Annotated in this window: 12 protein-coding genes and 16 pseudogenes; 17 read left to right on the top strand and 11 right to left on the bottom strand. The window is 74.4% G+C overall.

Going from position 1 to position 26,918, the window contains the following annotated elements; translation table 11 throughout:
- Nucleotides 1–31: 31 nt before the first annotated feature.
- From FF86_RS52855 to FF86_RS19775, 4 genes and pseudogenes are all read left to right on the top strand, one after another.
- A partial coding sequence (locus FF86_RS52855) for an NTP transferase domain-containing protein (RefSeq protein ID WP_255355847.1) occupies nt 32–671 on the top strand: 640 nt, incomplete at its 3' end.
- Between the two features lie 20 nt (nt 672–691).
- A partial coding sequence (locus FF86_RS52860) for a GNAT family N-acetyltransferase (RefSeq protein ID WP_242419107.1) occupies nt 692–909 on the top strand: 218 nt, incomplete at its 3' end.
- 1 nt (nt 910) lies between these two features.
- Nucleotides 911–982: pseudogene (locus FF86_RS62810) on the top strand (GNAT family N-acetyltransferase); the annotation flags it as partial.
- Nucleotides 983–1,288: 306 nt separating this feature from the next.
- The gene (locus tag FF86_RS19775) at nt 1,289–3,331 is read left to right on the top strand and encodes a substrate-binding domain-containing protein (RefSeq protein ID WP_052681208.1); all 2,043 of its coding nucleotides are present in this window, start codon (nt 1,289–1,291) and stop codon (nt 3,329–3,331) included.
- Nucleotides 3,332–3,379: 48 nt separating this feature from the next.
- Here the strand turns inward: FF86_RS19775 and FF86_RS52865 are convergent.
- Both FF86_RS52865 and FF86_RS52870 read right to left on the bottom strand, forming a co-directional pair.
- A partial coding sequence (locus FF86_RS52865; RefSeq protein ID WP_242419126.1) for a DUF6158 family protein occupies nt 3,380–3,513 on the bottom strand: 134 nt, incomplete at its 5' end.
- A gap of 1 nt (nt 3,514) precedes the next feature.
- Nucleotides 3,515–3,628 (bottom strand): annotated as a pseudogene (locus FF86_RS52870) (DUF6158 family protein); the annotation flags it as partial.
- A 1,414-nt stretch (nt 3,629–5,042) separates the two neighbouring features.
- Here FF86_RS52870 and FF86_RS67170 point away from each other — a divergent pair.
- The 5 genes and pseudogenes from FF86_RS67170 to FF86_RS52885 all read left to right on the top strand — a co-directional run.
- Nucleotides 5,043–5,489, top strand: a complete 447-nt coding sequence (locus FF86_RS67170) for an ATP-binding protein (protein WP_396229958.1) — start codon at nt 5,043–5,045, stop codon at nt 5,487–5,489.
- Nucleotides 5,486–6,292, top strand: coding sequence for a response regulator (locus FF86_RS19790; RefSeq protein WP_044886291.1), 807 nt, complete (start codon nt 5,486–5,488; stop codon nt 6,290–6,292). The genes FF86_RS67170 and FF86_RS19790 overlap by 4 nt, the downstream gene beginning before the upstream one ends.
- 1,337 nt (nt 6,293–7,629) lie before the next feature.
- A partial coding sequence (locus FF86_RS52875) for an Hsp70 family protein (RefSeq protein ID WP_242419108.1) occupies nt 7,630–8,389 on the top strand: 760 nt, incomplete at its 3' end.
- A 1-nt stretch (nt 8,390) separates the two neighbouring features.
- A pseudogene (locus tag FF86_RS52880) lies at nt 8,391–8,725 on the top strand (Hsp70 family protein); the annotation flags it as partial.
- A 1-nt stretch (nt 8,726) separates the two neighbouring features.
- Nucleotides 8,727–9,960, top strand: a pseudogene (locus FF86_RS52885) (WD40 repeat domain-containing protein); the annotation flags it as partial.
- A gap of 107 nt (nt 9,961–10,067) precedes the next feature.
- On the opposite strand, the gene FF86_RS52890 reads toward FF86_RS52885, so the two are convergent.
- Together FF86_RS52890 and FF86_RS19805 are read right to left on the bottom strand one after the other, a co-directional pair.
- Nucleotides 10,068–10,174, bottom strand: a 107-nt coding sequence (locus FF86_RS52890) for a dienelactone hydrolase family protein (RefSeq protein ID WP_242419127.1), incomplete at its 5' end; no start/stop codon positions are given.
- A 1-nt stretch (nt 10,175) separates the two neighbouring features.
- Nucleotides 10,176–10,880: pseudogene (locus tag FF86_RS19805) on the bottom strand (dienelactone hydrolase family protein); the annotation flags it as partial.
- 2,521 nt (nt 10,881–13,401) lie between these two features.
- On the opposite strand from FF86_RS19805, the pseudogene FF86_RS19820 reads away from it, so the two are divergent.
- The 5 genes and pseudogenes from FF86_RS19820 to FF86_RS52905 all read left to right on the top strand — a co-directional run.
- Nucleotides 13,402–14,091: pseudogene (locus tag FF86_RS19820) on the top strand (response regulator transcription factor); the annotation flags it as partial.
- A gap of 838 nt (nt 14,092–14,929) precedes the next feature.
- A pseudogene (locus FF86_RS19825) lies at nt 14,930–16,297 on the top strand (sensor histidine kinase); the annotation flags it as partial.
- A gap of 87 nt (nt 16,298–16,384) precedes the next feature.
- On the top strand, nt 16,385–17,868 hold a 1,484-nt coding region (locus tag FF86_RS52895; protein WP_242419109.1), incomplete at its 3' end, for a glycosyltransferase family 39 protein.
- A gap of 1 nt (nt 17,869) precedes the next feature.
- A pseudogene (locus tag FF86_RS67175) lies at nt 17,870–18,581 on the top strand (glycosyl transferase); the annotation flags it as partial.
- Nucleotide 18,582: 1 nt separating this feature from the next.
- Nucleotides 18,583–18,829: pseudogene (locus FF86_RS52905) on the top strand (glycosyl transferase); the annotation flags it as partial.
- A gap of 400 nt (nt 18,830–19,229) precedes the next feature.
- Here FF86_RS52905 and FF86_RS32240 read toward each other — a convergent pair.
- A pseudogene (locus FF86_RS32240) lies at nt 19,230–19,452 on the bottom strand (DUF433 domain-containing protein); the annotation flags it as partial.
- A gap of 133 nt (nt 19,453–19,585) precedes the next feature.
- On the opposite strand from FF86_RS32240, the gene FF86_RS52910 reads away from it, so the two are divergent.
- Both FF86_RS52910 and FF86_RS52915 read left to right on the top strand, forming a co-directional pair.
- Nucleotides 19,586–20,317: dolichyl-phosphate beta-glucosyltransferase (locus FF86_RS52910; RefSeq protein WP_242419110.1), on the top strand; the 732-nt coding region annotated here is incomplete at its 3' end.
- Nucleotide 20,318: 1 nt separating this feature from the next.
- A pseudogene (locus tag FF86_RS52915) lies at nt 20,319–20,989 on the top strand (GtrA family protein); the annotation flags it as partial.
- Nucleotides 20,990–21,066: 77 nt separating this feature from the next.
- On the opposite strand, the gene FF86_RS19840 reads toward FF86_RS52915, so the two are convergent.
- From FF86_RS19840 to FF86_RS52930, 4 genes and pseudogenes are all read right to left on the bottom strand, one after another.
- The coding region (locus FF86_RS19840; RefSeq protein WP_242419111.1) for a pyruvate carboxylase at nt 21,067–23,602 on the bottom strand (2,536 nt) is incomplete at its 5' end.
- Between the two features lies 1 nt (nt 23,603).
- A pseudogene (locus FF86_RS52920) lies at nt 23,604–23,857 on the bottom strand (carbamoyl phosphate synthase); the annotation flags it as partial.
- Between the two features lies 1 nt (nt 23,858).
- Nucleotides 23,859–24,419, bottom strand: a pseudogene (locus FF86_RS52925) (biotin carboxylase N-terminal domain-containing protein); the annotation flags it as partial.
- Between the two features lies 1 nt (nt 24,420).
- A pseudogene (locus FF86_RS52930) lies at nt 24,421–24,555 on the bottom strand (biotin carboxylase N-terminal domain-containing protein); the annotation flags it as partial.
- A gap of 119 nt (nt 24,556–24,674) precedes the next feature.
- Between FF86_RS52930 and FF86_RS19845 the strand changes: the two are divergent.
- A complete protein-coding gene (locus FF86_RS19845) occupies nt 24,675–25,916 on the top strand; it encodes a saccharopine dehydrogenase NADP-binding domain-containing protein (protein ID WP_052681207.1) in 1,242 nt (413 codons plus the stop codon).
- Between the two features lie 13 nt (nt 25,917–25,929).
- Here the strand turns inward: FF86_RS19845 and FF86_RS52935 are convergent.
- Nucleotides 25,930–26,381, bottom strand: a pseudogene (locus FF86_RS52935) (glutamine synthetase); the annotation flags it as partial.
- 1 nt (nt 26,382) lies between these two features.
- Nucleotides 26,383–26,918 (bottom strand): annotated as a pseudogene (locus FF86_RS52940) (glutamine synthetase); the annotation flags it as partial.

Below are 26,918 nucleotides of genomic sequence, written 5' to 3' on the forward strand. Positions count from 1 at the left end.
CCCCCCACCCGCTGGGATAGTCCTGACCTCGATGGACGCCGCACCGGACGCGATCCCACCCGAGGATGCTGGCCCGCCCACGGTCGCCGGCCTGCTGCTGGCGGCTGGGGCGGGGCGGCGGATGGGGCGCGCCAAGGCGCTGGTGGAGCTCGGCGGTGAGACCCTCGCCGCGCGGGGCGTCCGCCTACTCGCCGACGGCGGGTGTGCGCCGGTCGTGGTCGTCGTCGGCGCCGCCGCGGACGAGGCCGGCGCCGCCCTGGCCGCTCTCGCCGCCGCGGGTCCGCGCCTGGTGCGGGCGGAGGGCTGGGCCGAGGGGATCGGTGGCTCCCTGCGGGCCGGGCTCGAAGCCCTCGCCGGCACCGGCGCGCACGCCGCCGTCGTGACGCTGGTCGACCAGCCCGGCCTGACCGCGGCCGCGGTCCGCCGCCTGATCGACGCCGCCGCCCCGGCCGGCGCGTACCGGCGGTACGCGGCGCTGACCGCCACCTACCGCGGGCGGCCGGGCCATCCCGTCCTGCTGCGCCGGGCGGTCTGGGCCGACGTCGCCGGCCTCGCCCGCGGGGAGGTCGGCGCGCGGGCCTGGCTGCGCGCCCATCCCGACGCCGTCGGCCGGGTCGCCTGCGACGGCCTCGGCACCCCCGCGGACGTCGACACCCCTGCCGACCTCGCCGNCATCGGGGAGGATGCCCCCATGGACCTGTCTGTCACCGATAATCCCGAACGCTTCCGCTACGAGGCACTCACGCCCACCGGCGAGGTCGCCGGTTTCGTGCAGTACCAGAAGCGGCCGGATCGGATCATCTTCATCCACACCGAGGTGAGTCCGGAGTTCTCCGGTCAGGGAGTGGGTTCCGCCCTCGCCACCGCGGCGCTGGACGATGTTCGCCGGCAGGGCCTCGCCGTGGTCCCNCAGTGCCCCTACATCCGCGCGTTCATCGAACGCCATCCGGCCTACGCCGATCTCGTCGCTGCCGACGCGTGAGCCGCGGCCGTCCGCTGCGGAGCGAACATCCGGGCTGGTAGGACACCATGCCGACGACGCAAGAAACGGAGGAACAACGCCGAGCCCCGGCATTCCAAGATGAGCTGACGACCGGCCCGCGGCTGGGCAGTATCGGCGGCACGAAAACCGATACGAGGCACAACGCTCCCGATTCCCGAATCGGCGGGGGACGACGGGGAGCGCGGTCGACCGTTGCGCGGTGGGCTCGGCGGGAGAAGTAGTCACATCATCGTGGTGGCGGCGGGTTCGGAACAGGCGCGGCGCCTCCCGTGAAAGGACGTCTGTGTGTCCGGCGCCCGTCATCGGTCCCCAGGTGGAGGCAGTCGCGGCGCCGGGCCGCGCCGGCCTGATGGGCGTGTCCGCAGGTCACCGCGCGGGCGGTTCGCACGGCCCGGGCGGCCCGCGCAGCCCGGACGGGTCGGCCCCGACGGGCGGCGGCGGCGGGGCTGGCGGGCCCGCGGGGTCGGTCTCGGCGCGGTCAGCAGTGCCGCCCTGCTCGTCCTCGGCGGCCTCACGGTCACCGGCGTCGGGTTCGCGGCGGCGTCCGTCTGGCATGGCGGCCCGCCGGACGAGTGCGCCGACGGCACCGCCCGGACCACGCTGACGATCACCACCGCCCCGACCCTCACCGCGCCGATCAGCCGGCTGGCCGCCGAGTTCAGCCGAGCGCACTCCGACCAGGACGGGCCCTGTGTGGCCTTCGACGTGTCCGCCACACCGTCCGACCGGGCGCTCGACGCGTTGTCGCGGCCGAACGCGCCCGGTTCGACCGTTCCGGACGTGTGGATCCCCGAGTCGGCGGACTGGCTGGAGCTGGGGCAGGAGTCGAACACCGCGGCGCAGCAGTTGCCGGCACGGGCGACGACGATCGCCGGCTCTCCCGTCGTCATCGCGATGCCCCGGCTGATGGCACAGCGGCTCGGCTGGCCCGAACATCACCTGACCTGGGCCGATCTCGCGGCTGACGCGGACGGGACCGCCTTCTGGCCGGGCCGCGGGGAGCCCCGCTGGGGCGAGTTCCGGCTCGCCATGGCCAACCCCGAGAACTCGGCGGCGGCGCTGCGGGCGGTCATCGGCACGGTCGGCGCGGCGCGGCGGCTGGCTCCCGCGGACATGACGCCGGGCACCTTCGACCAGGACCGCGCGGCCCAGGCCACGGTGCTGCACCTGGAACGCGCGATCGACTGGCTGCCGCAGTACGACCACCAGCTGTTCGACTCGGTCCGCGACGGCGGCACGGAGAACGGCGCCGCCGGCAGTGCGCCGTCCGCCTTCCCCGCCCTGGAGTCCGACGTCATCGCCTACAACCGGGCGCTGGCGGCCCGGACGGGGCCCAGGTCCGCGACGACCCTGGTCGCCTCCTATCCCGCCGACGGCGCGTTCACGGCGACGGTTCCCTACATCGTCCTGAAGCGGACGACGGATTCGGCGCCCAGGCGCGCCGCGGCGGACGCCTTCGCGGCCTACCTGCGCGGCGACGCCGGGCGGCGGGCCCTGACCGCGGCCGGCTTCCGCACCCCGACGGAACTGGCGGGCCGCGACGACCCGGGCGGGCTGTCGGCGACCCTCAACGCGACCGACGGCGTGCGCTCCACCCCGCCGAGACTCGCCAGTACGGACGCCTCGGACAGCGTGCTCGGAACCGCCCGCCGTTTCTTCCGGCACAGCCGTGAACGCGGGGCCACCCTCGCCGTGCTCGACACGTCCGGCTCGATGGCGCTGCCGCTGACCGGCGACGCCGGTCGCACGCGCCTGCAGGCGGCCACGGACACGGCGCTGACCGGCCTGCGGCTGTTCGCGCACGACAGCGAGGTCGGCCTCTGGCAGTCCTCCGCCGAACTGCCCGGCGGCCACCGGGAACTGGCCCCGCTCGCCCGGCTGGACGCCGCGGGCCACGCCGGCACCCAGCGCGACGACCTGACCGCGGCGCCGGCGGACCTGCAACCCGCCGGCAGCACCGACCTGTACTCGACCGCCGTCGCGGCCGTGCGCGAGCTGACCGCCAGGTTCGCCCCCGGCCGGCTCAACCAGGTCGTCCTGTTCACCGACGGCGACGCGGACACGGGCGGCGACGATCACGCCGACGGCAAGCAGCCGGGGCGGCGCGCGGCGACGAGCCGCGAGCCGACGCTCGACCAGGCCGTCTCCGCGCTGCGGGCCGCCGCCGATCCGCACCGGCCCGTCCAGCTCATCGTCATCGCCTGCGATCCCGGCGCGGATCTCGCCAGCCTGCAGCGCCTGGCCGGGGCCACGGGCGGCCACGCGTACCTCGCCCCGGACGCGGACGGCCTGTTCGACATCTACGTCGACACGCTGACCGGCGCCTAGCCCGAGCCGGCCCGCGACACCCGCCGGTCAGCCCGCGACGCCCGCCGGTCAGCCCGCGACGCCGGCCGCGCGGCGCCGGCCGGCCCGGGTGCGCCGCGGATCGGGGCTGGCGGCCTGCGGGAAGCGGCGCAGGTACTCGCGTTCGAGCTCCAGCATGCGCGCCGTATGAGTCTCGAACGCGTNCTCGCTGCCGGCGATGAAGGCGTCGTGCCGGGTCCGATGCAGGTGCCGCAGCTCGCGGACGAGGTCGTCGTCGGCCAGGTTGGGGGCGGGGATGCCCTCGGGTCGGTGCGTCATGACCTGGGTGTACCCGCTCCGCCACCAGCCTTCGCGCCGATCCCCGGTCCGTGGGCCCAGCCGACCCACGGTGACAGCCGACCCACGGTGACAGCCCGCCCGTGGTCACATCGGAGGCGGAACCGGCGGGGGGCCGAGCTGCGGGACGAGCTGCGGGACGGGGTCCGGTTCGGGGCCCGGCGGAACGGGATCGGGGCCCGGGCCGGGTGGGACAGGATCCGGGCCGGGACCGGGCGGCACCGGGTCGGGCCCCGGACCGGGCGGTACCGGATCGGGTCCCGGGCCCGGCGGCACCGGATCGGGGACGGGCGTCGGCGGGACGGGGTCCGGAGGCGTCGGAAACGGGCCCGGGCCGGGCGGCGGCAGGACCGCCGTGCCCCCTGCCGCGCGCTGGCCCGGCTCCGGAGCAGGGATGAGGCAGATGGTGTCCATCTCGTGGCGGTGCCCACGCGACGCCCGGCGCACACCGCACACGACCGGATCAGACGCGGGGGGTGGCCGCGCCACCGCTCGGTCACTACCGTTGCGACCTATGACCGGGCTGGACGGATCCGCGAATCCGCCCTGGGCCGTCGTCCACCGCACCGAGCAGCGCATGTCGCGGATGGTCGGGTATGCGCGGGCCGCCTGCGCGACGTTCGTGGTCATCCCGCTGTTCGGGTGGGACCGGCTGCGTCACCCNTGGCTCGNCGTGCTGATCGTGGTCGCCGCCGCCGGCGAGGCAAGCTGGTTCGCCTGGCAGGCGTGGCACGGGCCGGACCGGCTGTCCCGGCGGCTGGTGCTCACCGACGTCACCTTCTGCGTGGCGCTGATGCTGGTCGGCTCCCGCGCGGCGCAGCCGCACGAGCGCAACAAGCTGATGACCGAGCTGGTGCCGTTCAGCCTGGTGGCCTCGGCCGGCGTCGGGTTCGGCCTGGGGCTCGGGCTGCTCGCCGTGGCCGCGGTGGTGACCCTGATGACGGCGTGGAGCCTGGCGGTGCTGCCGGACGTCTCCCTCAAGCTCGGCTCGGACCTGCTGGGCTTCGCGCTGTGGTACGTCGTCGCGATGCTCATCGCCCGGGAGCTGCGGACGCTGTCCGCGGCGACCGCGGCCGCCCAGGACGCCGCCAGGACCGCCGGCCGGCTCGCCGTGGANCAGGAACGGGAGGCCGAGAGCCTGCGCCAGCGCGAGATCACCCACCGGGAGATCCACGACTATCTGCTGCCCATCGTCGACCACGTCGCCGGCGGCGGCCTGCCCTCCTCCGCACTGGTCCGGGAGGCCCGCCGCGGGGCGCAGCGGGCCCGGCGGATCATCATGGACCCGCGCGGGCTGGACCCACGGGTCCTCAACGGCGACGGCAGCGGCAGCGACGGCAACGGCAACGGCGACGGCGGGACGCCCGAGCCGGGCGAGACCGGGTTCGAGGCGATGATGTCGGCGGTCGTCGACACGTTCGCCGACGAGGGCCTCGCGCTCGTCCCCTTCGTGGCGATCCAGGGCGAGCCGCCCGTGCCGGTGCGCGAGGCGCTGGTCGCCGCGACCCGGGAGGCGCTGCGCAACATCGTGCGGCACGCCGGCGAGGTGGACGAGGTCAGCCTGTTCGTCGAGGGCGGCGCCGACGCGGTTCTCGTCGTCGTCCGCGACCGGGGCGTCGGGTTCGACCCGGCGACGGTCCGTCCGGGCGGCGGGATGAGCGGCAGCTATCAGGCTCTGCGCCGGCACGGCGGGCAGGCGCTCGTCACCGCCCGACCGGGCGACGGCGTCAAGGTGACGCTGCGCTGGCCGGCCCCGCCCACGCCGCCCGGTGGTGGGACGCCCTCGTCCCCGTCCGACGACGGCGCGCCGTCCCCGGGGCCCGGGCGGGCGGGCCCGCGGTGAGCGCCGAACGCCGACCGATCTCGGTGGCGATCATCGACGACCATCCGATCGCCACCGAGTCGCTGGCCGCCCGCTTCGCCGGCGCCGGGTTCTCGGTCCTCGCGCCGGCCCCGAGCCTGGAGGCGTTCGACCGCGGCGCCACGGCCGACGTGGTCGTCTGCGACCTGCATCTGCCCGGGATCTCCGGCGCCGCGGCCGTGGCCGACCTGCACGCCCGCGGCCTGCCCGTCCTGGCGACGTCCGGGGTGGCGACGCCCGACGAGGTGCTCGACGCGATCGCCGCGCAGGCCCGCGGGTTCGTCGACAAGACGGCGCCGGCGCAGCAGTTCGTGGCCGCGGTGACCGCCGTCGCCGCGGGCGGCTACCACGTCTCCGCCCGCCTCGCCGGCTTCCTGCTGGAGGACGCGCAGCGGCGGCCGCTGTCGCGCGGCGAGATCGGCGCCGACGAACGCAACCTGCTGCGCGGCCTCGCCCAGGGGGATCACCTCGACGAGCTGTGCGCCGAGTGGGGGCTCGCGGCGCCCGACGCACACGGCCTGCTCGCCCGGATCTTCGACGCCGCCCGCCGCCGGCGCCGCCTGCACCGGCCCTCGCCGCGGGAGGCCGAGGTGATGGTCCTCGTCGGGTGCCGGGGGCTGTCCCACAAGGAAGCGGCCCGGGCGATGAACGTCAAGACCAGCGTCGTCGCCGACTACCTGCGCACGGCACGGGCCAAGTACCTCGCGAGCCATCCCGACGCCCCGCCGACGATCCCCCCGAGCGCCGCCGCCGCGATCTGGGCCCGCGAGCTCGGCTTCGACTGAGCCCGACCGATCCCCGCCCGAACCGTCCGATCCCCACCCGAACCGTCCGATCGCCGCCCGAACCGTCCTGAGCGCGCCACGCCTGGGTCGGCGTCCCGGCGGCGCCGAGAGTTTCTCTGCCCCGTCCCCCGGTTTTCGTGGGATTGCCCGACGTCTCCTGCGCCCACACCCTCGTCAGGATGGGTGGCGGCGGCGAGGAGGGGGACCGGACGCGGGCGGACCGACTGCGTGCCGTGTTCCTCGCCTCCTTCCTCGACGCGGCGGCGCTGCCACCCGGAATGTGCCGGATCAGGGCGCCCGACGCCGCGGCCCCGCCGTCCGGCGGCCGGACGGTGCACCAGGGCAAGGCCGTCTGGCTGGGTGCGCCCGACGCGGAGCTCTACCGGCTCGACGACACGCGCTGGCTGCTACCGAGCCGGCGCCGGGCCGGCAAGCTCGCCCGGGAGCTGCTCGGACCACCGATCACCCCGCCGCTCGCAGGTGCGACAGACGACCCACGCTGTGCACGCGGGGGCGACGACCCGGCGATGGCCGGGGCGGGCGGCGCTGGGCCGAGTACCGGCGGGAGGGGCTCGGGGCAGGTCCGGCTGCACGTCGTCCGCGACACCCCGAGCGCCGGGCACGTGAGCATTCTCCAGGTCGGGCCCGTGGTGGCGCGGCTACAGGCCGTCCCTGGTGAGGGTTCGGCGCTGCCGGACGGCCTCGCCGCCGACCTCGGCCGGCTGGTCGCGCGGCAGATCTCGGCGCTGGACGGCGCGGCTGTGGACCTGCGCCGGCCTGCCTGGCACCNCGCCCGGTGGAGGTCCCGACCGGACCGGTGACGACGACGGACAGGACGACGACAGACAGGACGACGGGGGAAAACCAGCGGGAAACCGGACTTCGACGGCTTGCGCCGGCGCTTTTCCCCCGATGAATCGGGGATGGTCTGCGCCGTCGGCATCCCGCAGGATGAGTCCTGGGACCACGCCGGTGCGACGGGTCAGGCCAGTTCGTCGGGGGGACGAGACGGCCAGGTGCCGCGTCGGGGGCGCACCGGCGTGGTTCCGCGGACTGCCGGCCTTTTCGGGGGAGGCCGGCAGTCCGCCGCTCGTTCCGCGCTGCGCCCCAGCCACCGCGCCCTGGTCACCGCGCCCTGGTCACCGCGCACCCGCCGGCACCCGACCGGCCACGGCCGGGCCACCCTGCGCACGACGGCCCACGGCGGAGCGCAACCACGGGCCGCGACCAGATACGGACGGACGGTCCCGTTATCCTGCCGTTTGACGAGGGTGTCGACGCCTGCCCCGATCGGCGCCGCTACGATCTGCCCACCAGAAACGTGGACAGGGGGTGCCGTGGGCGAGCCGATCCTCGCGATCGACTACGGTACCTGCAGTGCCCGGGCGGCTCTTGCCGTCGAAGGCCGCATCGAACCGGTTCGGGAACCCGCCAGCGGCTCGGTGAGCTGGCCGGCGTCGGTGTTCGCCGACGGGGGCAACCTGATCGTCGGTACCCTCGCCGAACGCCGCAAGCGGATCTGGCCCGCCGCCTACCGCGGCGAGATCAAGCGCGACCTGGCCCGCGACGGCGCCGTCCCCCTGGATGGCCGTGGCTACCCCGCGCACGTGCTGGTCACCGCCGTGCTCGGCGCCCTGAAGGCGGAGGCGGAGCAGCAGCTCGGCGGGCAGTCGCTGACCCGGGCCGTCGTCACCGTGCCGGCGAGCTACGACCCGGCCGGCCCGCTGCGCAGGCTCATGATCGCGGCGGCGGAGGCCGCCGGCTTCGTCGACGTGGACCTACTCGCCGAGCCGGTCGCCGCGGCCTGGTCGCCGCTGGTCGGCGCCGAGCCGGAGCCCGGTTCGCTGATGCTCGTCTACGACCTCGGCGGCGGGACGTTCGAGGGGGCGCTGGTCTCGGTCGGCGAGAACGGCCGGCACGAGATGATCGCGCACGCGGCGCTGCACGACTGCGGCGGGCGCGACCTCGACCAGATCCTCTTCGACGAGATCCTCGGCCTCTACGGCCCGGGGCTGGAGCCGCTGCTCAACCCGCCGGGCATCGGCGACATGTACCAGACCACGGCCAGCCGCACCCGCCACGAGCTGCTCGACTTCGNCCGCGCGGTCAAGCACCAGCTCACCGACATCGCCGTCGTCGAGGACGTGTTCAGCCCGGCCGGCCTGCTGGTCAGCATGCAGCGCGACCGGTTCGCCCAGCTCGCCTCGCCGACCCTGGCGCGCACGATGGCCTGCTGCCAGCATCTGGTGGAGAGTGCGGGGTACGGGCCGGACAAGCTCGGCGGGGTGCTCCTCGTCGGCGGCAGCTCACGCATCCCGGTGGTGACCGACGTCCTGGAGGGCCGGCTCGGGGTCGGCACCGACTGGCCCGGCCAGCAGTTGTTCTCCCCGGTCGACCCGGAGCTCGCCGTCGTGCTCGGCGCGGCGGCCTGGGNGTCGTCGGTGTCGACCCGGCGGACCACCGCCGCGCGGCCGAACCCGGTGGAGCAGCCGGCCCGCTGGGACATCCCCGGCGGGCGGGCGACGATGGTGCGCTGGCTGGTCGAACCGGGCGAACGTTTCGACCCGGGCGCCGTGCTGGCTCGCGTCCGGCTGACCGACGGCTCCCTGTTCGACCTGGCCGTCGAGGCGCCGGGCAGCCTCATCCACACCCACGCCGAGCCGGGCACGCCGGTCCGCGACGCCGACTGGCTCGCGACCACCCTGCCCTCGGGACCGGCGCCGCTGGGGTCGGCGGGCGCCGCGGACCTGCGCGGCTTCGAACGCAGCAGCCGCCCGTCGCTGCGCGTGGAGGTCACCGCGCGGGCCACGCTCAAGGGCCACGAACGCGACGTCACCTCCGCCGCCTTCTCCCCCGACGGCGCGCTGCTCGCCACCACCAGCAAGGACGGCACCCGGCTGTGGGACGTGGCGACCGGCCGCGTGGCGCTGACGCTGAGCGGGCGCAAGAGCCTGGTCGTGCACGGCTGCGCGTTCTCCCCCGACGGCAAGCTGCTGGCCACCACCGGCAGCGACAAGACCGCCCGGATCTGGGACGTCGCCTCCGGCCGGCAGACGGTGACGCTGACCGGTCACCGCGGCCCGGTCTACGGCTGCGCCTTCTCCCCCGACGGGGCCCTGCTCGCGACCACCGGCACCGACCGCACCGTGCGGCTGTGGGGCTCGTCGACCGGCAAGAACATCGCCACCTTCAACGGGCACCGCGGCACGGTCTACGGCTGTGCGTTCTCCCCGGACGGCCGGCTGCTGGTCTCCGCGGGCGCCGAGTCCACGCTGCTGTGGGACGTCTCCGTCGGGGAGGCCATCATGAACCTGCCGGGGCACACGAACTTCGCCGGCGGCTGTGCCTTCTCCCCCGACGGCAGCCTGCTGGCGACCGCCGGCAACGAGGGCACCCGGCTGACCGACGCGGGCAGCGGCAGCACCGTCGCGACCCTGCCCGGCTCGGCGCAGAGCTGCGCGTTCTCCCCCGACGGACGGCTGCTGGCGACGGCGAGCACCGACGACACGGCCCTGCTGTGGGACGTCTCGACCGGCGCGGCGATCGCCACCCTCACCGGCCACAGCAGCACCGTGATGAGCTGTGCCTTCGCCCCCTTCGGCCTGCTGCTCGCGACGACCAGCACGGACATGACCGCCCGCCTCTGGGACATCATCTACACGCCGTAACGCCGCGCGCCGGCCGTTTCCTTGCCCTTCCAGAGGGACGAATCAGGCGCAGAACCCTCCAGAGGGGCAAGGAACCCCGCCTCAGCCAGGAACCTCGGGCCGGCGCGTCAGCCGGTGGGCAGTTCCCGCGCGAACAGCGCCGTGACCTGCTCCCAGTGCCGCTGCGCGGCCGCGGCGTCGTAGCTGGGGTTGTCCGCGACGGCGAAGCCGTGGGNGGCGGTGTAGTGCTCCAGCTCGTAGCGGGCGCCGGCCTTGTCCAGCGCCGCGGTGAGCAGCTCCTGCTGCTCCGGCGTGCAGGACTGGTCGTTCGCCGCGACGCCGAAGTAGAGCGCCGCGCGGAGGTCGTCCGCCCGCAGGTGCGGGCTGGTCGGCTCCTCGGTGGCGATGCCACCGCCGTGGATGGACGCGGCGGCCGCGACCCGGTCCGGGATGGCGCCGGCCACGGTGAAGGCCATCAGCCCGCCCCGGCAGTAGCCGACGACGCCGACCTTGTCGGCCCGCACGTCGGACCGCGCGGCCAGCACCTCGAGCAGCGCCGCGGTGTCCTGCACGACCAGCGCCGGGGCCGCCTTGCCCATCACGGCCATCAACTCGGCGCGTAGATCGGGATCGGACCACACCTTGCCCACGTCGAACGAGATCTTGCCGGATCGGTAGAAGAAGTTCACCAGCGCCACCGCGTAGCCGCGCGAGGCGAACTGGGCGGCCATGTCGTGCATGACCGGCCGGACGCCGCCGGCGTCCGGGTAGAAGATCACGACCGGCGGCGTCGTGCCCCCGCCGTCGTCGGGGGTGTGCAGGTACACGTCCATCACACCGTCGGCCGTGCGTACATCAAGTTCGGTAACGGGCACTCGGTTCGCCTCCCGCTGGTACGGCCCCGGCCTGGTGCCGGGCGCAGCCATGACGGCAAGCAGCATCCTCCATGCCGCGCCGAGACGGCACAGACGGCCTGCGCGGATGCGGTGAGCGCCCGCACCACCACGTCAGGCGACCGGCCCGGCGAGAAGGCTCAGGCGGGACGCGCGGAGTCCGCGGCGGCGAGGTCGTCCGTCGCGTCCGCGGGCGGGCACTGCAGGCCGAAGTCGTCGAGCACGGCGGTCGGCGCGACACCGCAGCCCACCTCGTAGGTGCCGAGCTGGACGAGCTTCCAGCCGCCGTCGGTGCGGTGCAGCACGCCCTCCGCCCGATCGAGGTCCGCGACCGTCGGGTGCAGCTCCGTGTACGCCCAGCTCGGATCGCTGCTCGCGAGGCGGGTGCCGGCGACCTCGTAGTTCCTGGTCGGAACCTGCGCCGTGTACGGGCTGGTGCGCACCGCCTTGTCGATGGCGTCGGCATCGCGCGCGGAGGGGGCGACGGTCTCGGCGGCGACGTCGCGGACGGGCGCCACGATCACCCCGGTGCTCGCGGTGGCGGATGAGGACCCGGTACAGGCGAAGGCAGTTCCCACCGTGACGACTCCCGCGGTGACCAGAGNGGCTGTGGGCAGTACCACCCGACGCGCCACGCGAGGGCGCACGCCATGGCGGGCGGACTGAGGACGACGGTGTCGAGCCATGCGGAGCACCTACCCAGTTTGCGCGGGTGAACCCCCCCTTGGGGTGCAGTTCCCAGGTCGTCCTCCCGACAGACCACAGCGTGCTCTCCAGGGGTACCCACTGTCACCTGGGTGACAGCCGTGTGACGTCGGCATCGTCACCGCGGGACGCCGCCGACACCGTCGTGGACCGGTCCGCCGACTGGTAGCCCGGTCGGGCCCCACGACCTACCGAACAGCGCCACCGGACAGGTCGGGCTGGCCTAGGACGTTCGGGGCGCGCGCGCGTACCCTCGCCGGCGGTGACGCCCGGGGGTAGCGGTTAGTTGNTCGTCCAGGTCGGCGTCGAGGAGGCGTCGGATCCCCACACCACCGAAACACCTGCAGCGGAGCACAGATCTAGGAGGTCGGGACGCGGCTTCCTGGGCACCAGGAGGACCAAGCGGGGCGGTGGTTCAAAAAAACGGCGGTAGTCGATGAGCTGACCGATGGCCATGCGAACGGCTTCTCGCGTGACGGTGCCTTTGGCTTCAATGAGTTCGCCGGTCGTCTCGTCGAAGAGATCTGTGAACAGGGGGCTAGGTTCATTGGGAGGAAGAATCCGCTTTCGACACACCTCATGGCCGAGGGATCGAAGATGCTCGCTGTAGGCACCGACGAGCGCGGCTTCGCGCCGGAAGGCGGTGGTTGGCTCAGCCGGAGAGGTCATTGCGTACTGTTCAGCGTTCGACGCCTCCACCGGGACGGAGGTGACCCTGCTGATCGTCGTGGGAGTCTCAGGGAGGTCTGCATCGATCGACTGCACCGGCCCCTGCGGACGTAGCCGAAACATGATGACCGTCCGCAGCGGCCCCCCGTTGGTTTCTGGCGCTTCGCTCGTGTACCACGGGCGATCGGGATCGATCTCGAACGCCCCGAGATACTCAACGCCATCCCGCACGACGCGAAAAAGACGAAGCGTGCGGCCGTCCCTCCGGTGCCCCAGGATGGCCTGATTCCCCTGTACCATCCGCTGATCACCGAGCTGCCCTTCCCCGGTGTAGTGGAAACATCCATCGTCGCCCCACCCGTCGAAGTAGCCGTGTGACCNCCCCCGTATCGGGTCCGTGAAGAGCAGCACATTGGGAGTGGAGCGGGACGGGCCGATTCCGCCCTGCCGTCGACCGCCATACTGCGCGTGGACGTCGCGACGGACCACCACAACCCCCGGCTGAATCTCCCAGAAGCCAGCGTCTGGGCCGGCGGGACCTGCCGCCCGGTCAAGGAGACGATGCAGCGCCGCCGCGAACTGTTCACGGTTGCGCTCGTCTCGTAGCAGTTCAAAGGCGGGCGCAGAGAGTCCAAACTCGGGATCCTCCCGATCCAGCCACCGGCGTGGCTGCGAGCTGTGTGCCGCAGGCGCTGCTGAGCTGGCGCGGATCTCCCAGAGCGGGGAATGCCTCAGCGCCACCACGGGATACTCAGGTGCTACTCGTCCACGGTTCTCGACCCCGCCCGCGACCAGCGCAGCCGCCAGCTCGTCGCGGACTTCCGACCAGCGACGGAGCCGCACTCCATCCCCGATGCGCTCCACCGCCCACAGCAGCGTCAACGACTGGTGCGGTAGCGGGACGCCCCGAGCCGATGCCCTCCGAAGCATCGTCAAACCGCTTAAAGCGTCATCTAGATGCACTAGGCAACGATACGGTCACTCTGTCCGATTTGCACGAGATCTCACGGAAAGCTCGTCGCGGCCAAACGGCTAGTAGCTGCGGCCACCGGGGTCAGGTCGACGCTCTCGCCGCCCGCCGGGTCTGGACCGAGGTGCTGCGCCTACCGATCCGGCCGCCTCGCCTCGGCCGCTCACAGGAAGTTCACAGGTGGGACTCAGGTAACGGCTAGGCATTCGGGAGAAGCTGTCCCCTATGCAACCGGTGCGGGTACTCGTGGTGGACGACGAGACGACGCTGGCGGAGCTGCTGTCGATGGCGCTGCGCTACGAGGGGTGGGAGGTGCGCAGCGCCGGGGACGGGCGCGGCGCGCTGCGGCTCGCGCGCGAGTTCCGGCCGGACGCCGTGGTGCTCGACATCATGCTGCCCGACATGGACGGGCTGGAGGTGCTGCGCCGGCTGCGGGCGGAGAGCCCGGACGTCCCCGTGCTGTTCCTGACCGCGCGCGACGCCGTCGAGGACCGGGTGGCCGGGCTCACCGCCGGCGGCGACGACTACGTGACGAAGCCGTTCAGTCTGGAGGAGCTCGTCGCCCGGCTGCGCGGGCTGATGCGCCGCGCGGCGCGGACGACCGAGGCGCTGCAGGGCGCGCGGCTCGTCGTCGGCGATCTGACCATGGACGAGGAGAGCCGCGAGGTGGCGCGCGGCGGCGTCCCGGTGCACCTGACCGCGACCGAGTTCGAGCTGCTGCGCTTCTTCATGCGCAACCCGCGCCGGGTGCTCAGCAAGGCGCAGATCCTCGACCGCGTCTGGAACTACGACTTCGGTGGGCAGGCGAACGTCGTCGAGCTCTACGTCTCCTACCTGCGCAAGAAGATCGACGCCGGCCGCCCGCCGATGATTCACACGATGCGCGGCGCCGGCTACGTGCTGCGACCGGCCGAGGCCGACCATCCGGCGGCTCGGGCGGACGGCCCCTCCGCCATGCCTCGCTCCGCGACGGCCCGCGCCGGCGCGTTCGGCACCGCCGCGGGCGCGGGCGCCGGGTCGGCCACGGCCGTCCCCGGTGCGGGCGCAGCCGGCGTGATGCAGAGCCGCGCGGACCTCGGACGGGCGGCGCAGCTCGCGCCGGAAGCCACCGAGACCGGCCGGCCCAACCGGTCCGGCGGACCGGGCGGGGGCCATTGGCGCACCCGCCGGAGCTGACGCGACGATGGCCTCCGTGCAGCCCGCCGACCCGACGATCGAGGTCGGGCCCTCGGCGCGCGCTGGTCGTCGGCGCGCGCACCGCGACCGGCACGGCTGGTCGGTAGCCCCGTCCCGCTGGTCACTGCGGACACGGCTGCTCGCGCTGCTCATGGTGTTGCTCGCCACCGTGTCGCTGGCGATCGTGTTCGTCACCGCGGTGGCGTTGCGCGGCGTCCTGCTCGACCAACTCGACCACCGGCTGTACGAGGCAAGCAAGCGGTGGGACCGCCCCCCGCCGTCGCGGTTCTTCGACACGCCCCTGCCGCAGCAGCTCCCCGGCGACGGATCGGGCTCCGGATCAGGCACGATCCCCGCGCCGGGCTACGGCTACGGATCGGGCTCGGGCACGGGCTCGGGCACGACAACCTCCTGGCAGCCTGCCGCCACCACGGCCACCACGGCCAGCGGGAGCAGCACGACCGGCACCACCTCGGCACGCGCAGTCACGGCTCAAGGGGGATCCGTGCGCGTGATCTCCCCCGCGGTCTCGAAGACAACAGCGGCCGGCGCCACGGCGGCCGGCACGACGACAGCNGGGACGACGACGGCCGCGGTGCAGACGCTGTACGGCGTGAGCGGCCGCACCCTGCTCAGCCGCTTCTTCGCCGGGCCGGTCGAGCCCGGCATGCTGGCCGCGGTCATCGACGACTCCGGCATCTACGGCGCCTACATCGGTTCGGCCGACTCCGCGCAGGTGCTCTCCGCCAGTCAGGCCGCCGCCGTCGCGGCCGTCCCGCGCGACAACGGAACGCATACTCGCGGTCTCGCGGACGCCGGCGACTACCGGCTGCTCAGCCGCACCCAGGCGGACGGCACCACCGTCGTCACCGGCCTGCCGATGAAGCAGGTCAACGCGACGCTGACCAAGATGGCCGCCATCGCCGGCGCGGTCGCGCTGGCGGGGGTGGCCGCGGCGGCGCTCGCCGGCACGGTGATCGTCCGGGTGACCCTGCGACCGCTGCGCCGGGTCGCGGCGACCGCGTCCCGCGTCGCGGAGATCCCGCTCGACCGGGGCGAGGTGGCGCTGTCGATCCGCGTGCCGGACGTCGACACCGACCCGAGGACCGAGGTCGGCCAGGTGGGTTCGGCGCTCAACAGGATGCTCGGTCACATCGGGGCGGCGCTGGCGGCCCGGCATGCCAGCGAGACGCGGATGCGGCAGTTCCTCGCAGACGTCAGCCACGAGCTGCGCACCCCGCTCGCCGCGATCAGCGGCTACGCGGAGCTCACCCGGCGCACCCGCGAGCCCGTCCCCCCCGACGTCACCTACGCGATGAGCCGGGTCGAGTCGGAAAGCGCGCGGATGACGGCCCTGGTCTCGGACCTGCTGCTGCTCGCGCGGCTCGACTCCGGGCGCCCGTTGGAGCACGAGCCGGTCGACATCTCCCGGATGGTCGTCGACGCCGTCAGCGACGCGCACGTCGCCGCCCCCGACCACCGCTTCGCGCTCGACCTGCCCGAGGAGCCGGTCACCGTCACCGGCGACTCGGCCCGGCTGCACCAGGTGCTCGCGAACCTGCTGGCCAACGCCCGCGCCCACACCCCGCCGGGTACCCGGGTGACGGCCAGCCTGGCGGTCACCGACGACGAGGTCACCGTCGCCATCGTGGACGACGGCCCCGGCATCCCTCCCGACCTGCTGCCCGAGGTCTTCGAGCGCTTCGCCCGCGGGGACAGCTCCCGATCCCGGGCCGCGGGCAGCACCGGGCTCGGTCTCGCCATCGTCGCCGCCGTCGTCGAGGCCCACCATGGCCGGGTGGAGGCGACCAGCCGACCCGGGCGCACGGCCTTCGTCGTCGCGCTGCCGCGCTGGTCGGCCGCGGTCTCGGCACAGGGCGAGCCGGCGACCCCGGCGACCATGACCCCGGTCCTGACCGCGCTGCCAGGACCGTCGGCGATGTGAGGTGGAGACGGCCCCAGGCCGAGCTTCACAGGTTGCGCACAGGCAGAGCACAAGGACTCGAAAGGTCGATGGCCCAGGGTGACCCTTATGTCGCCCACTCTCACCGACCCGATTCCGCACGCCGGGGGTCGGCGCGCTCAGGGACACCGTCGCCGGCTGCCGTGGAGCAGGACGGACCCCGCTGCACCGACGGACCCCGCTGCACCGACGGACCACGACGCGCCGACGGACCACGACGCGCCCACCGTTCTCGGGCCCGCCACCGAGGACACCGCACCGCCCGCCGCCGCAGAGCCGGACCCGCGTTGGGTCCGCCCGGCGCTGATCGTCCTGCTGGTCGGCACCGGCGTGCTGTATCTGTGGGACCTGAGCGCCTCGGGCTGGGCCAACGCCTTCTATTCGGCTGCGGTCCAGGCGGGCTCGGTGAGCTGGAAGGCGTTCTTCTACGGCTCCTCGGACGCCGGCAACTCGATCACCGTCGACAAGCCGCCGGCCTCCCTGTGGGTGATGGCGCTGTCGGCCCGCATCTTCGGGTTGAACTCGTGGAGCCTGCTCGTCCCGCAGGCGTTGATGGGCGTGGGCACCGTCGGGCTGCTCTACGCGACGGTGCGCCGCCAGGTTTCCGCCGGGGCGGGGCTGCTCGCCGGCGCGGTGCTCGCGCTCACCCCGGTGGCGGCGCTGATGTTCCGGTTCAACAACCCGGACGCGCTGCTGGTTCTCCTGCTCGTCGCCGGCGCGTACGCGACGCTGCGCGCGGTGGAGCAGGCCAGCACCCGCTGGATGGTGCTGGCCGGCGTGTTCGTCAGCTTCGCGTTCCTGACGAAGCTGCTGCAGGCGCTGGTCGTGGTGCCGATCTTCGCGCTGGTCTACCTGGCCTGCGCGCCGACGTCGTTCTGGCGCCGGGTCCGCCAGACGCTGGCCGGCGGCCTCGGCCTGCTGATCCCCGCCGGGCTGTTCATCGCGATCGTGGAACTGGTCCCCGACTCGTCGCGGCCGTACATCGGCGGCTCCCAGCACAACAGCCTGCTGGAGCTCACCCTCGGTTACAACGGGCTCGGCCGGCTCACCGGCAACGAGACCGGCAGCGTCGGCGGCGGTGGAGCCGGCGGCCGCCGCGGCTTCGGCCTACTCCAGAACGGCGCGGCCGCGGCGCTGCCGGGCGGCGGCACGGGCACGGGCGGTGCGGCCGGGCTGGCGAACGGCGCCGCCGGCGGGATGCCGTTCCCGGGCGGCGGTGGCCCCGGCGGCGGGCGCGGCGGCATGTGGGGCTCGACCGGCTGGACCCGGATGTTCGGCTCGGAGGTCGGCGGTCAGATCTCCTGGCTGCTTCCGGCCGCGCTGATTCTGCTGGTCGCCGGGCTGTGGATCACCCGACGGGCACCGCGCACCGACCGGCTGCGGGCCGCGTTCGCACTCTGGGGTGGCTGGCTGCTCGTCACCGGGATCATCTTCAGCCAGATGAAGGGCATCTTCCACGCCTACTACACGGTGGCCCTGGCCCCGGCGGTCGGCGCCCTGGTGGGCATGGGAGCCGTCCTGCTGTGGCGGCACCGGCGTCACCCCGCCGCCGCNCTGGCCGGCGCGGCGACGATCGCGGCGACCACCGCGTGGTCGTGGACGCTGCTGCACCGCACCGCCGACTGGCACCCGTGGATTCGCTACGCCGTGCTGGTCGCGGGCATCATCGCCACGCTCGGCTTCCTCGCCACCGTCCGGCTGCCCCGCCGGGCCTCCATCGGGGTCGCCGCGGTGGCCCTCGTCGCCGGCCTGCTCGGTCCGGGCGCGTACGCGGTGGCCACCGCCGGAACGCCGCACACCGGCTCGATCCCCTCGGCCGGCCCGGCCGGCGCCGGCTTCGGCGGCCCGGGCGGCCCGGGCGGCTTCATGCGCCGCCTGAACGGCCAGCCGGGCGGCACAGGCCGCAACCAGGCAGGCGGCGCCTTCCCGGGCGGCGGCCAGACCGGCACCTTCCCAGGCGGCGGCCAGGGCGGCTTCCCCGGCGGCGGCCAGACCGGCGGATTCCCCGGATTCCCCGGCGGCACGACCGGCGGCGGCACCGGCAACGGCGCGACGGGCAGCCCGGGCACCACCCAGGGCCGGGGCGGCATGCGCGGCGGCATGGGCGGCCTGCTCGACGCCGCGAAGCCGAGCGACGCCATCGTGAAGCTGTTCAAGCAGGACGCCGACTCCTACACCTGGGTCGCGGCCGCGGTGGGCTCGAACAGCGCCGCCGGCTACCAGCTCGCGACCCGCGAACCGGTCATGCCGATCGGTGGCTTCAACGNCAGCGACCCGTCGCCGACCCTGGCGCAGTTCAAGAAGTACGTGACCGAAGGAAAGATTCACTACTTCATCGGTGGCGGCGGCTTCGGCCAGGCCAACGGCGGCAGCAACTCCTCGCAGGCGATCGCCACCTGGGTGACGGAGACCTTCACCGAGAAGACGGTCGGCGGGGTCACCCTCTACGACCTGACCGCCCCCAAGGCGAGCACCGGCACCTCCGCCGCCACCACCACCACCCGCACCACCTGATCCGTCGTCATCACCAGACCGGCCGTGCGCTCCGGGCCCTCCCCCAGGCCCGGAGCACACGGCCGTCGCCGGTCAGGCTTTCGCCGCGTCGCGGCAGATACCCGACAAGGCGCCCACATTCGGAGCACGAAGATTCAATCCACCGGGCGGAAGGGCAGCGGGCGCACGCGCATCCGATCGCGGACGATCGTCACAATCGCGCCGGCCCACAGATCATCGGCAACCCGCGGAAGGTTCGCAAGAAGCGGAAGGTTCGCAAGAAGAAGAATCGATGACGTGACTGACCGGGTAACCACCCTCGCGAAGCCTCACCGCGACGCGAGGAGACAGATTCGCGTCGATGAGGAACTTCACGCCGAAGTGGCCAGTGGTAGCTCTCGTTCGCTGACCGCCGCCGCCNCATAGGCCAGCGCGGCCAGAACATCGGCGTGCTCAAGGTAGGGATAGTCCACAAGGACCTCGCCGATGGATCTACCGGCCGCCAGCTGCCCGATGACCGCACCTACCGTCACTCGCAGGCCACGAATGCAGGGAAGGCCGCCCATACGCTCGGGATCGACGGTGATGCGTTCGAAGGCTACACGATCACTATAGGTCGACGGAAGTGGCTCCGGCCGCGGCACGCGGTGTCCGGGCGTGGTGCGCCACTCTGGTGGGGGTGCCGACGGCTCTGCTCAGGGCGAAGGCTGGAGTCTCACNGGCGGCACACAGCATGGGCACACGGGTGACACAGCTCGCCGACCGAGAGTGAGGAGCATGACGACGTGGATGCCTTCCTCGGCGACCGGAACCGGTGCCCCCACGCAGCGCGTTCCCGTGGAGCAGACGCACGCCAGCACGGCGGTGGAGGACGATGGCCGACCCCGCCCGGTGCTCGATGTCGTCATCCCGGTCTACAACGAGGAGGACGACCTCGCCCCCTGCGTGCGGCGGCTGCACGCGCACCTGCGCGACACGTTCCCCTACCCGTTCCAGCTCACGATCGCCGACAACGCCAGCACCGACGGCACTCTCGGGATCGCGCTGGCGCTGGCGGAGGAGCTGCCCGGGGTGCGCACGGTGCATCTCGACGCGAAGGGCCGCGGCCGGGCGCTGCGCGCGGCCTGGGCGATGTCGCCCGCGCCGGTGCTCGCCTACATGGACGTCGATCTGTCGACCGACCTCGCCGCGCTGCTGCCGCTGGTCGCGCCGTTGATCAGCGGGCATTCGGACCTCGCGATCGGCACCCGGCTCGCCCGCACCTCCCGGGTCGTGCGCGGGCCACGCCGGGAGGTGATCTCCCGCTGCTACAACCTGATCCTGCGCGGGACGCTCGCCGCCCGGTTCTCCGACGCGCAGTGCGGCTTCAAGGCGATCCGGGCCGACGCCGCCGCGGCGCTGCTGCCCCTGGTGGAGGACACCGGCTGGTTCTTCGACACCGAGCTGCTCGTCCTCGCCGAGCGGGCCGGGATGCGCATCCACGAGGTGCCCGTCGACTGGATCGACGATNCGGACAGCCGCGTCGACGTGCTCAACACGGCGATCGCGGACCTCAAGGGGGTCGTCCGGCTGCTACGGGCGCTGGGTACCGGGGCGCTGCCGCTGGCCGAGCTGCGCCGGGAGTTCGGCCGCGGCCCGCTGACCGCCGCGGCCGGCCTCGCCGGCGGCGGCGGGGACGGTAACGGCGGGGACGGTAGCGGCGTGAACGGCGGCGGCATGGACGGTAGCGGCGGGGCGGCGGGAGGGGTGCAGGTGCCGGGAGTGCCGCGGGGGCTGCCGGGTCAGCTCGTCCGCTTCGCCGTCATCGGCGTGGCCAGCACCCTGGCCTACCTGGTGCTGTTCGTCCTGCTGCGGACGGCCACCGGCGCGCAGGCGGCGAACCTGTTGGCGCTGCTCATCACCGCGGTGGCGAACACGGCGGCGAACCGGCGGCTCACCTTCGGGCTCTCCGGTGCGGCCCAGGCCGGCCGCCACCACCTGCAGGGTCTGGTGGTGTTCGCCATCGGGCTGGGGCTGACCAGCGGCTCGCTCGCGACGCTGCACGCGGCGAGCGACCATCCCGGCCGCGGCCTGGAGGTCACGGTCCTCGTGCTGGCGAACCTGCTGTCCACCGTCATCCGGTTCCTGCTGCTGCGGGCCTGGGTGTTCCGCCCGCGCCCGGCGACGCCCGGGGCCCGGTGAGGCCGGACCCGACCCGCAGGGCCCGCCGCCGGGATCGCGCGGCGGGCCCTGCGGGTGCGAAGTCGAGAGCCCTCTGATCAGGGGCGGACGACGAGCAGGAGGTCGCCGACCTCGACGGAGTCGCCGCTGGCGCGGACGAGCTCGCCGACGGTGCCGGCGACGGGGCTGGTCACGGCGGCCTCCATCTTCATCGCCTCGACCACCGCGAGCTTCTGGCCCTGGGTGATGGCGTCCCCGGCGGCGACGGTGAAGGTGACGATGCCGGGCAGCCCGGCACCGATCTGGTTCGCGTCCGCCGGGTCGGCGCGCCGCGCCGAGGCCGTCGTCGCCGTGATGGAGTTGTCGCGGACCCGGACCGGGCGGGGCTGGCCGTTGACCCGCAGGTAGAGGGTTCGCATGGCGGCGTCGTCCGGCTCGGACAGCGTCTCCAGCTCGATGATGATCTCGACGCCGGGCTCCAGCGTGACGGCCACCGGCGCGCCCGGCCGCAGCCCGTACAGGTAGGCCTCCGTCGGGACCAGCGAGGAGTCGCCGTAGCTGTCGGCGGCGGCCAGGTAGTCCTTCCACGGGCCGGGGAACAGCAGTCGGGACAGCGCCGCGCGGCGCCGGGCGCCGGGGACGGCGAGCTCGGCGGCGTCGGCGGGGTCGAGGTCGGCGGACGGGGGCGCCGGGTGGCGGCCGGCCAGCGCCCGCTCCCGGAACGGCTCGGCGAACCCGGCCGGCGGCGTGCCGAGCTCCCCGGCGAGGTAGCCCAGCACGCTCGCGGGCAGGTCGAAGCGCTCCGGATGCTCCCGCAGTGTGGCGACGTCCACCCCGCCACCGACGAGGAACAGCGCCAGATCGCCGACGACCTTGCTGGTCGGCGTCACCTTGATCGGCTTGCCGAGCAGCTCGTTGGCGACCGCGTACGCCTCCTGCACGGCCGGCCAGCGCTCCCCGAGCCCCAGCGCGATCGCCTGCTGGCGCAGGTTGGTGAGCTGCCCGCCGGGGATCTCGTGCCGGTACACCGCCCCGGTCGGCGCCCGCAGGCCCGCCTCGAACGGCGCGTACAGGTCGCGCACCGCCTCCCAGTAGGCCTCCATCGACGACAGCGCCGACAGCGCGATCCCCGTCGCCCGCGGGGTGTGGTCGGTCGCGGCGACCAGCGCCGACATGTTCACCTGGCTGGTGCCCCCGGACATCGGCGCGGCGGCGGCGTCGACGGCGTCCACCCCGGCCGCGGACGCGGCGAGCAGGGTGGCGAGCTGGCCGCCGGCGGTGTCGTGGGTGTGCAGATGGACGGGCAGGTCGAACCGCTCACGCAGAGCGGTGACCAGCGTCGCCGCCGCGGCGGGACGCAGCAGCCCGGCCATGTCCTTGATCGCCAGCACGTGCACGCCGGCGGCGACGAGCCGCTCGGCGAGACGCAGGTAGTAGTCGAGGGTGTAGATCTGCTCGCCGGGGTCGGACAGGTCGCCGGTGTAGCACAGGGTGCCCTCGGCGATCGCCGTGCCGGTCTCCAGGACCGCCTCGATCGCCGGGCGCATCTGTTCCATGTCGTTAAGCGCGTCGAAGATCCGGAAGATGTCGACGCCGGTCGCGGCGGCCTCGGCGACGAACGCCCGCACCACGTCGTCCGGGTACGGCGTGTAGCCGACCGCGTTGCGGCCGCGCAGCAGCATCTGCAGGCACTGGTTCGGCGCGGTGGACCGCAGCGCCGCGAGCCGCTCCCACGGGTCCTCGGCCAGGAACCGCAGCGCCACGTCGTACGTCGCCCCGCCCCACGCCTCCAGGCTGAGCAGGTTCGGCGTCAGGGCGGCGAACGACGGCGCCGCCGCGAGGATGTCGAAGCTGCGCAGCCGGGTGGCCAGCAACGACTGGTGGGCGTCACGCAGGGTGGTGTCGGTGACGGCCAGCGCCTCCTGGGCTCGCAGCCGCGCCGCCCAGCCGGCGGGGCCGAGCTCGGTGAGCAGCTGCCGCGAGCCGGCGGGCACCCCGACGCCGGCGACGCCCGCGCCGGGCAACCCCTGGACGCCGGCGGCCCCGGCCCCGGCCCCGAGGCAGGCGGGCGAGCCGGGGCCGATCGGCACCCCCTGACCGTCGGGCAGCAGCGGCAGCTCGGGCAGCCGGGAGCGCGGGTCGACCAGGGCGGTCGCCGGTCGCCGGAACCCGTTGACGGTGCTCTCGGCGAGGCGGGCGAGCGTCCGGCTGGTCTGGTCGGTGCCCCGGCCGGGCAGGAGCAGCTCCGGGCGCTCGTCGATGAACGACGTCGTCACCCCGCCGGCGAGGAAGTCGGGGTCGGTCAGCACCCGCCCCAGGAAGTCGATGTTGGTCCGGACACCGCGGACCCGGAACTCGTTGAGCGCCCGGCGCGCCCGCCGAGCCGCCTTCTCCAGCGTGCTGCCCCGCGCGGTCAGCTTCACCAGCAACGAGTCGAAGTAGGGGCTGATCTCCGCGCCGGCGTAGGTCGCGCCGTCGAGGCGGACGCCGGGGCCACCCGGGGACTGGTAGAAGCTGATCGTCCCGGTGTCGGGCCGGAAGCCGTCCGCCGGGTCCTCCGTGGTGACCCGGCACTGGATCGCGGTGCCACGCAGCGTGATCTGCTCCTGGCCGAGATTGAGGTCGGCGAGGCTCNCCCCGTCGGCGATGCGGAGCTGGGCCGCGACAAGGTCGACGCCGGTGACCTCCTCGGTGACCGTGTGCTCGACCTGGATGCGCGGGTTCATCTCCATGAACGTGTACCGGCCGTCGGCGCCGAGGAGGAACTCGACGGTGCCGGCGTTGACGTAGCCGACGTGCCGGGCGAAGCGAACCGCGTCCGCGCAGATGCTCGCCCGGATCGCCTCGTCCAGCATCGGGGCCGGGGCGATCTCGACGACCTTCTGATGGNGGCGCTGCACCGAGCAGTCCCGCTCGAACAGGTGGATGATGTTGCCGTAGGAGTCGGCGAAGACCTGCACCTCGATGTGGCGGGGGCGATCCACCGCCTGCTCCAGGAACACGGTCCCGTCGCCGAACGCCGCCGCGGCCTCCCGGGAGGCGCTGGCCACCGCGTCGGCGAGGTCCGCCGCCCGCTCCACCCGGCGCAGGCCCCGCCCGCCGCCGCCCGCCGAGGCCTTCACGAACAGCGGGAACCCGACCTCCTCGGCCGCCTGCGCCGCGCCCTGCCCGTCCGGCAGCGGCGCCGACGCGCGCAGCACCGGCAGCCCGGCCGCCATCGCCGCGTCGCGCGCGGCGACCTTGTCTCCCGTCAGCCGCAGCACCGCCGGCGGCGGGCCGACGAAGGTCACGCCCGCCGCCGCGCACGCCTCGGCCAGCACCGCCGATTCCGACAGGAAGCCGTAGCCGGGGTGCAGCGCGTCCGCCTCCGCCTGCTTGGCCACCGTGAGCAGCGCGTCGATGTCGAGGTAGCCCCGCACCGGATGGCCCGGCCCGCCGAGCTCGTAGGCTTNGGACGCCTTCGTCCGGTGCAGCGCGGAGACGTCCTCCGGCGTGTAGACCGCGACGGTGCGCAGCCCTAGTTCCTGTGCGGCTCGGAAGACGCGGACGGCTATCTCACTGCGATTTGCGACCAGAACCTTACGCACGCGCGCCTCCTCGGACGGGGTGCGCATCATTGTGAGGGGCCGACGCTCCCACGCGCCAAAGCAACGTGTCGGGGGTCACGTTCGACTGTTCAGACAAACGTCACCACAAGGACGGCGCTATGAAGGACCACGGCACGGCGGCGGCCGCAGCGGGCGGTGCCCCCACGCGGCCGGAGAACTTCATGCAATCGCCGAACTCCGCGCCACCGGACTCCGCGCCGCCGAACTCCGCGCCGCCGGGGACCATCGTGGTGTTCGGGGCGACCGGTTACACGGGCCGGCTGGTCACCGCCGCGCTCGTCGCGGCCGGGCACCGGCCGGTGCTGGCCGGCCGCGCCGGCCCGCGGGTCGCCGCGCTCGCCGCCGGCCATGACGGGCTGCCGACCGCCGTCGCCGACGCCGGGGACGCCGCGGCGCTGCGCCGGCTGCTGCACGCGGGCGACGTGCTCGTCTCCACGGTCGGCCCGTTCGACCAGCTCGGCCGCCCGGCGGTGGCGGCCGCCGCCGCGGCGGGGGCGCACTACGTCGACTGCTCCGGCGAAGGGGCGTTCCTGCGCCACGTCTTCGCCGACGTCGGGCCGCAGGCGGCGGCGGCCGGGTGCGCGCTGCTGCCCGGCGCCGGCTTCGAGTTCGTGCCGGGCAACCTGGCCGGCGCGCTGGCCCTGCACCAGGCCGGCGGCGCGGCCCGCCGGCTCGACGTCGGCTACCTCGTCACCGGCCCGACGGGGATGAGCAGCGGAACGCGGGCGACGCTGCTGGCCGCGCTCGGCGACGGCGTCCTCGCCCTGCGCGGCGGCCGGCTCGTGCAGCGTCCCCTCGCCCGGGAGGCGCGCACCTTCTCGACCCCCGCCGACCGGGCCGTGGACGCCGGCCGGGCGGCACGGCGCGCCCGGCGGGCCGTGTTGTGGTCCGGCGGGGAGGCGATCACGCTGCCCCGCCTGGCGCCGGCGCTGACCGACGTCGCCACCTACTTCGGCGGCGGTGGCGGCGCCCGGGCGGCGCAGGCGCTGTCGTTCCCGCTGGCCGGGCTGCGGCGCCTGCCGCCGACGCGGGCGGCGCTCGGCGCGCTGGCCCGCGCCGCCCGGTCGACCAGCGGGCGAGGCCCGGACGCCCCGAGCCGGGCGCGCGCCGGGGTTCGGGTGATCGCCTGCGCCCGCGACGGCGCCGGCCGGGAGCTCGCCACCGTCGCGCTGGCCGGCCACGACCCGTACACGTTCACCGGGCGGATCATGGCCTGGATGGCGGGGCACCTCGCCGCGGGCACGGTTCGTCACGTCGGCGCACTCGGCCCGGTCGAGGCGTTCGGCGTGGACGACCTGGAGCGGGCCCTCCAGACCGCCGGGCTGCACCGCCTCACCTGAAGCCCCGGCGGGATCAGTAGCGCCAGCGGGTGGCGGCCACGACGGTAGCCGCGTCGGCATCGGCGAACCGGTCGATCTCCGCGCGCCGGACGGTGGCGACGGTGTCGTGCAGCGCCGGACCGCAGGCGCGGCGCAGGACGTCGTCGGCCGCGAAGGCGGCGACGGCCAGGCCGAGGTCGGTCGGCAGCCGGACGATCCCGCGCCGGGTCCGCTCGGCGGGGTCGAGCGAGGCCGGGTCGACGTCGACGGGCGGGGGCAGCCGCGCCTCGCCGTCCAGGCCGGCGTGCCCGGCGGCGAGCAGCCCGGCCGCCACGAGGTAGGGGTTGGCGGCGAGATCGAAGCACTTGATCTCCAGGTTCGCCGCCCGGCCCGCAGCCGCCGGCGGGCCGGGGATCATCCGCAGCGCAGCCTCCCGGTTCTCCAACCCCCAGCAGGCATAGGCACTCGCCCACTGGGACGGCACCANCCGCAGATAGGAGGCCACGCTCGGCGCGCCGAGCGCCATCAACGCGGGCAGCCGGGCGAGGATCCCGGCGGTGAACGCCTCGCCGGCCGCGGTCAGTCCGCCCGGGCCGTCCCCGCCCCCCATCAGGTTGACCCGACTACCGCCGTTCCACCCGGCGCCCGGCGCCGCGCCGCCCCCGTCCTCGCCGTCATCCTCGCCCCACAGGCTCAGATGGACGTGCCCGCCGTTGCCGACGCCGTCGGCGAGGACCTTCGGCGCGAACGAGGCGCGCAGGCCGTGGCGCCCGCTGACCGCGCGCACAGTCTCCTTCACCAGCACGCAGGTATCGGCGGCGGCGAGCGGGTCCTGCGCGGCGACCGAGACCTCGAACTGGCCGGCCGCGTATTCGGGATGGATCTGCTCGACGACGAGCCCCTCGTCGGTCAGCGCCGCGACCACGTCGCGGAGATAGTCGCCGAGCTCGGCGACGCGGGTCATCCCGTAGGCGGGGCCGCCGGCGGCGGGGGTGAACCCGTCGGCACCGGCCGGCGCGACAG

Source organism: Frankia sp. CpI1-P, assembly GCF_001421075.1.
GTDB lineage: Bacteria > Actinomycetota > Actinomycetes > Frankiales > Frankiaceae > Frankia > Frankia torreyi.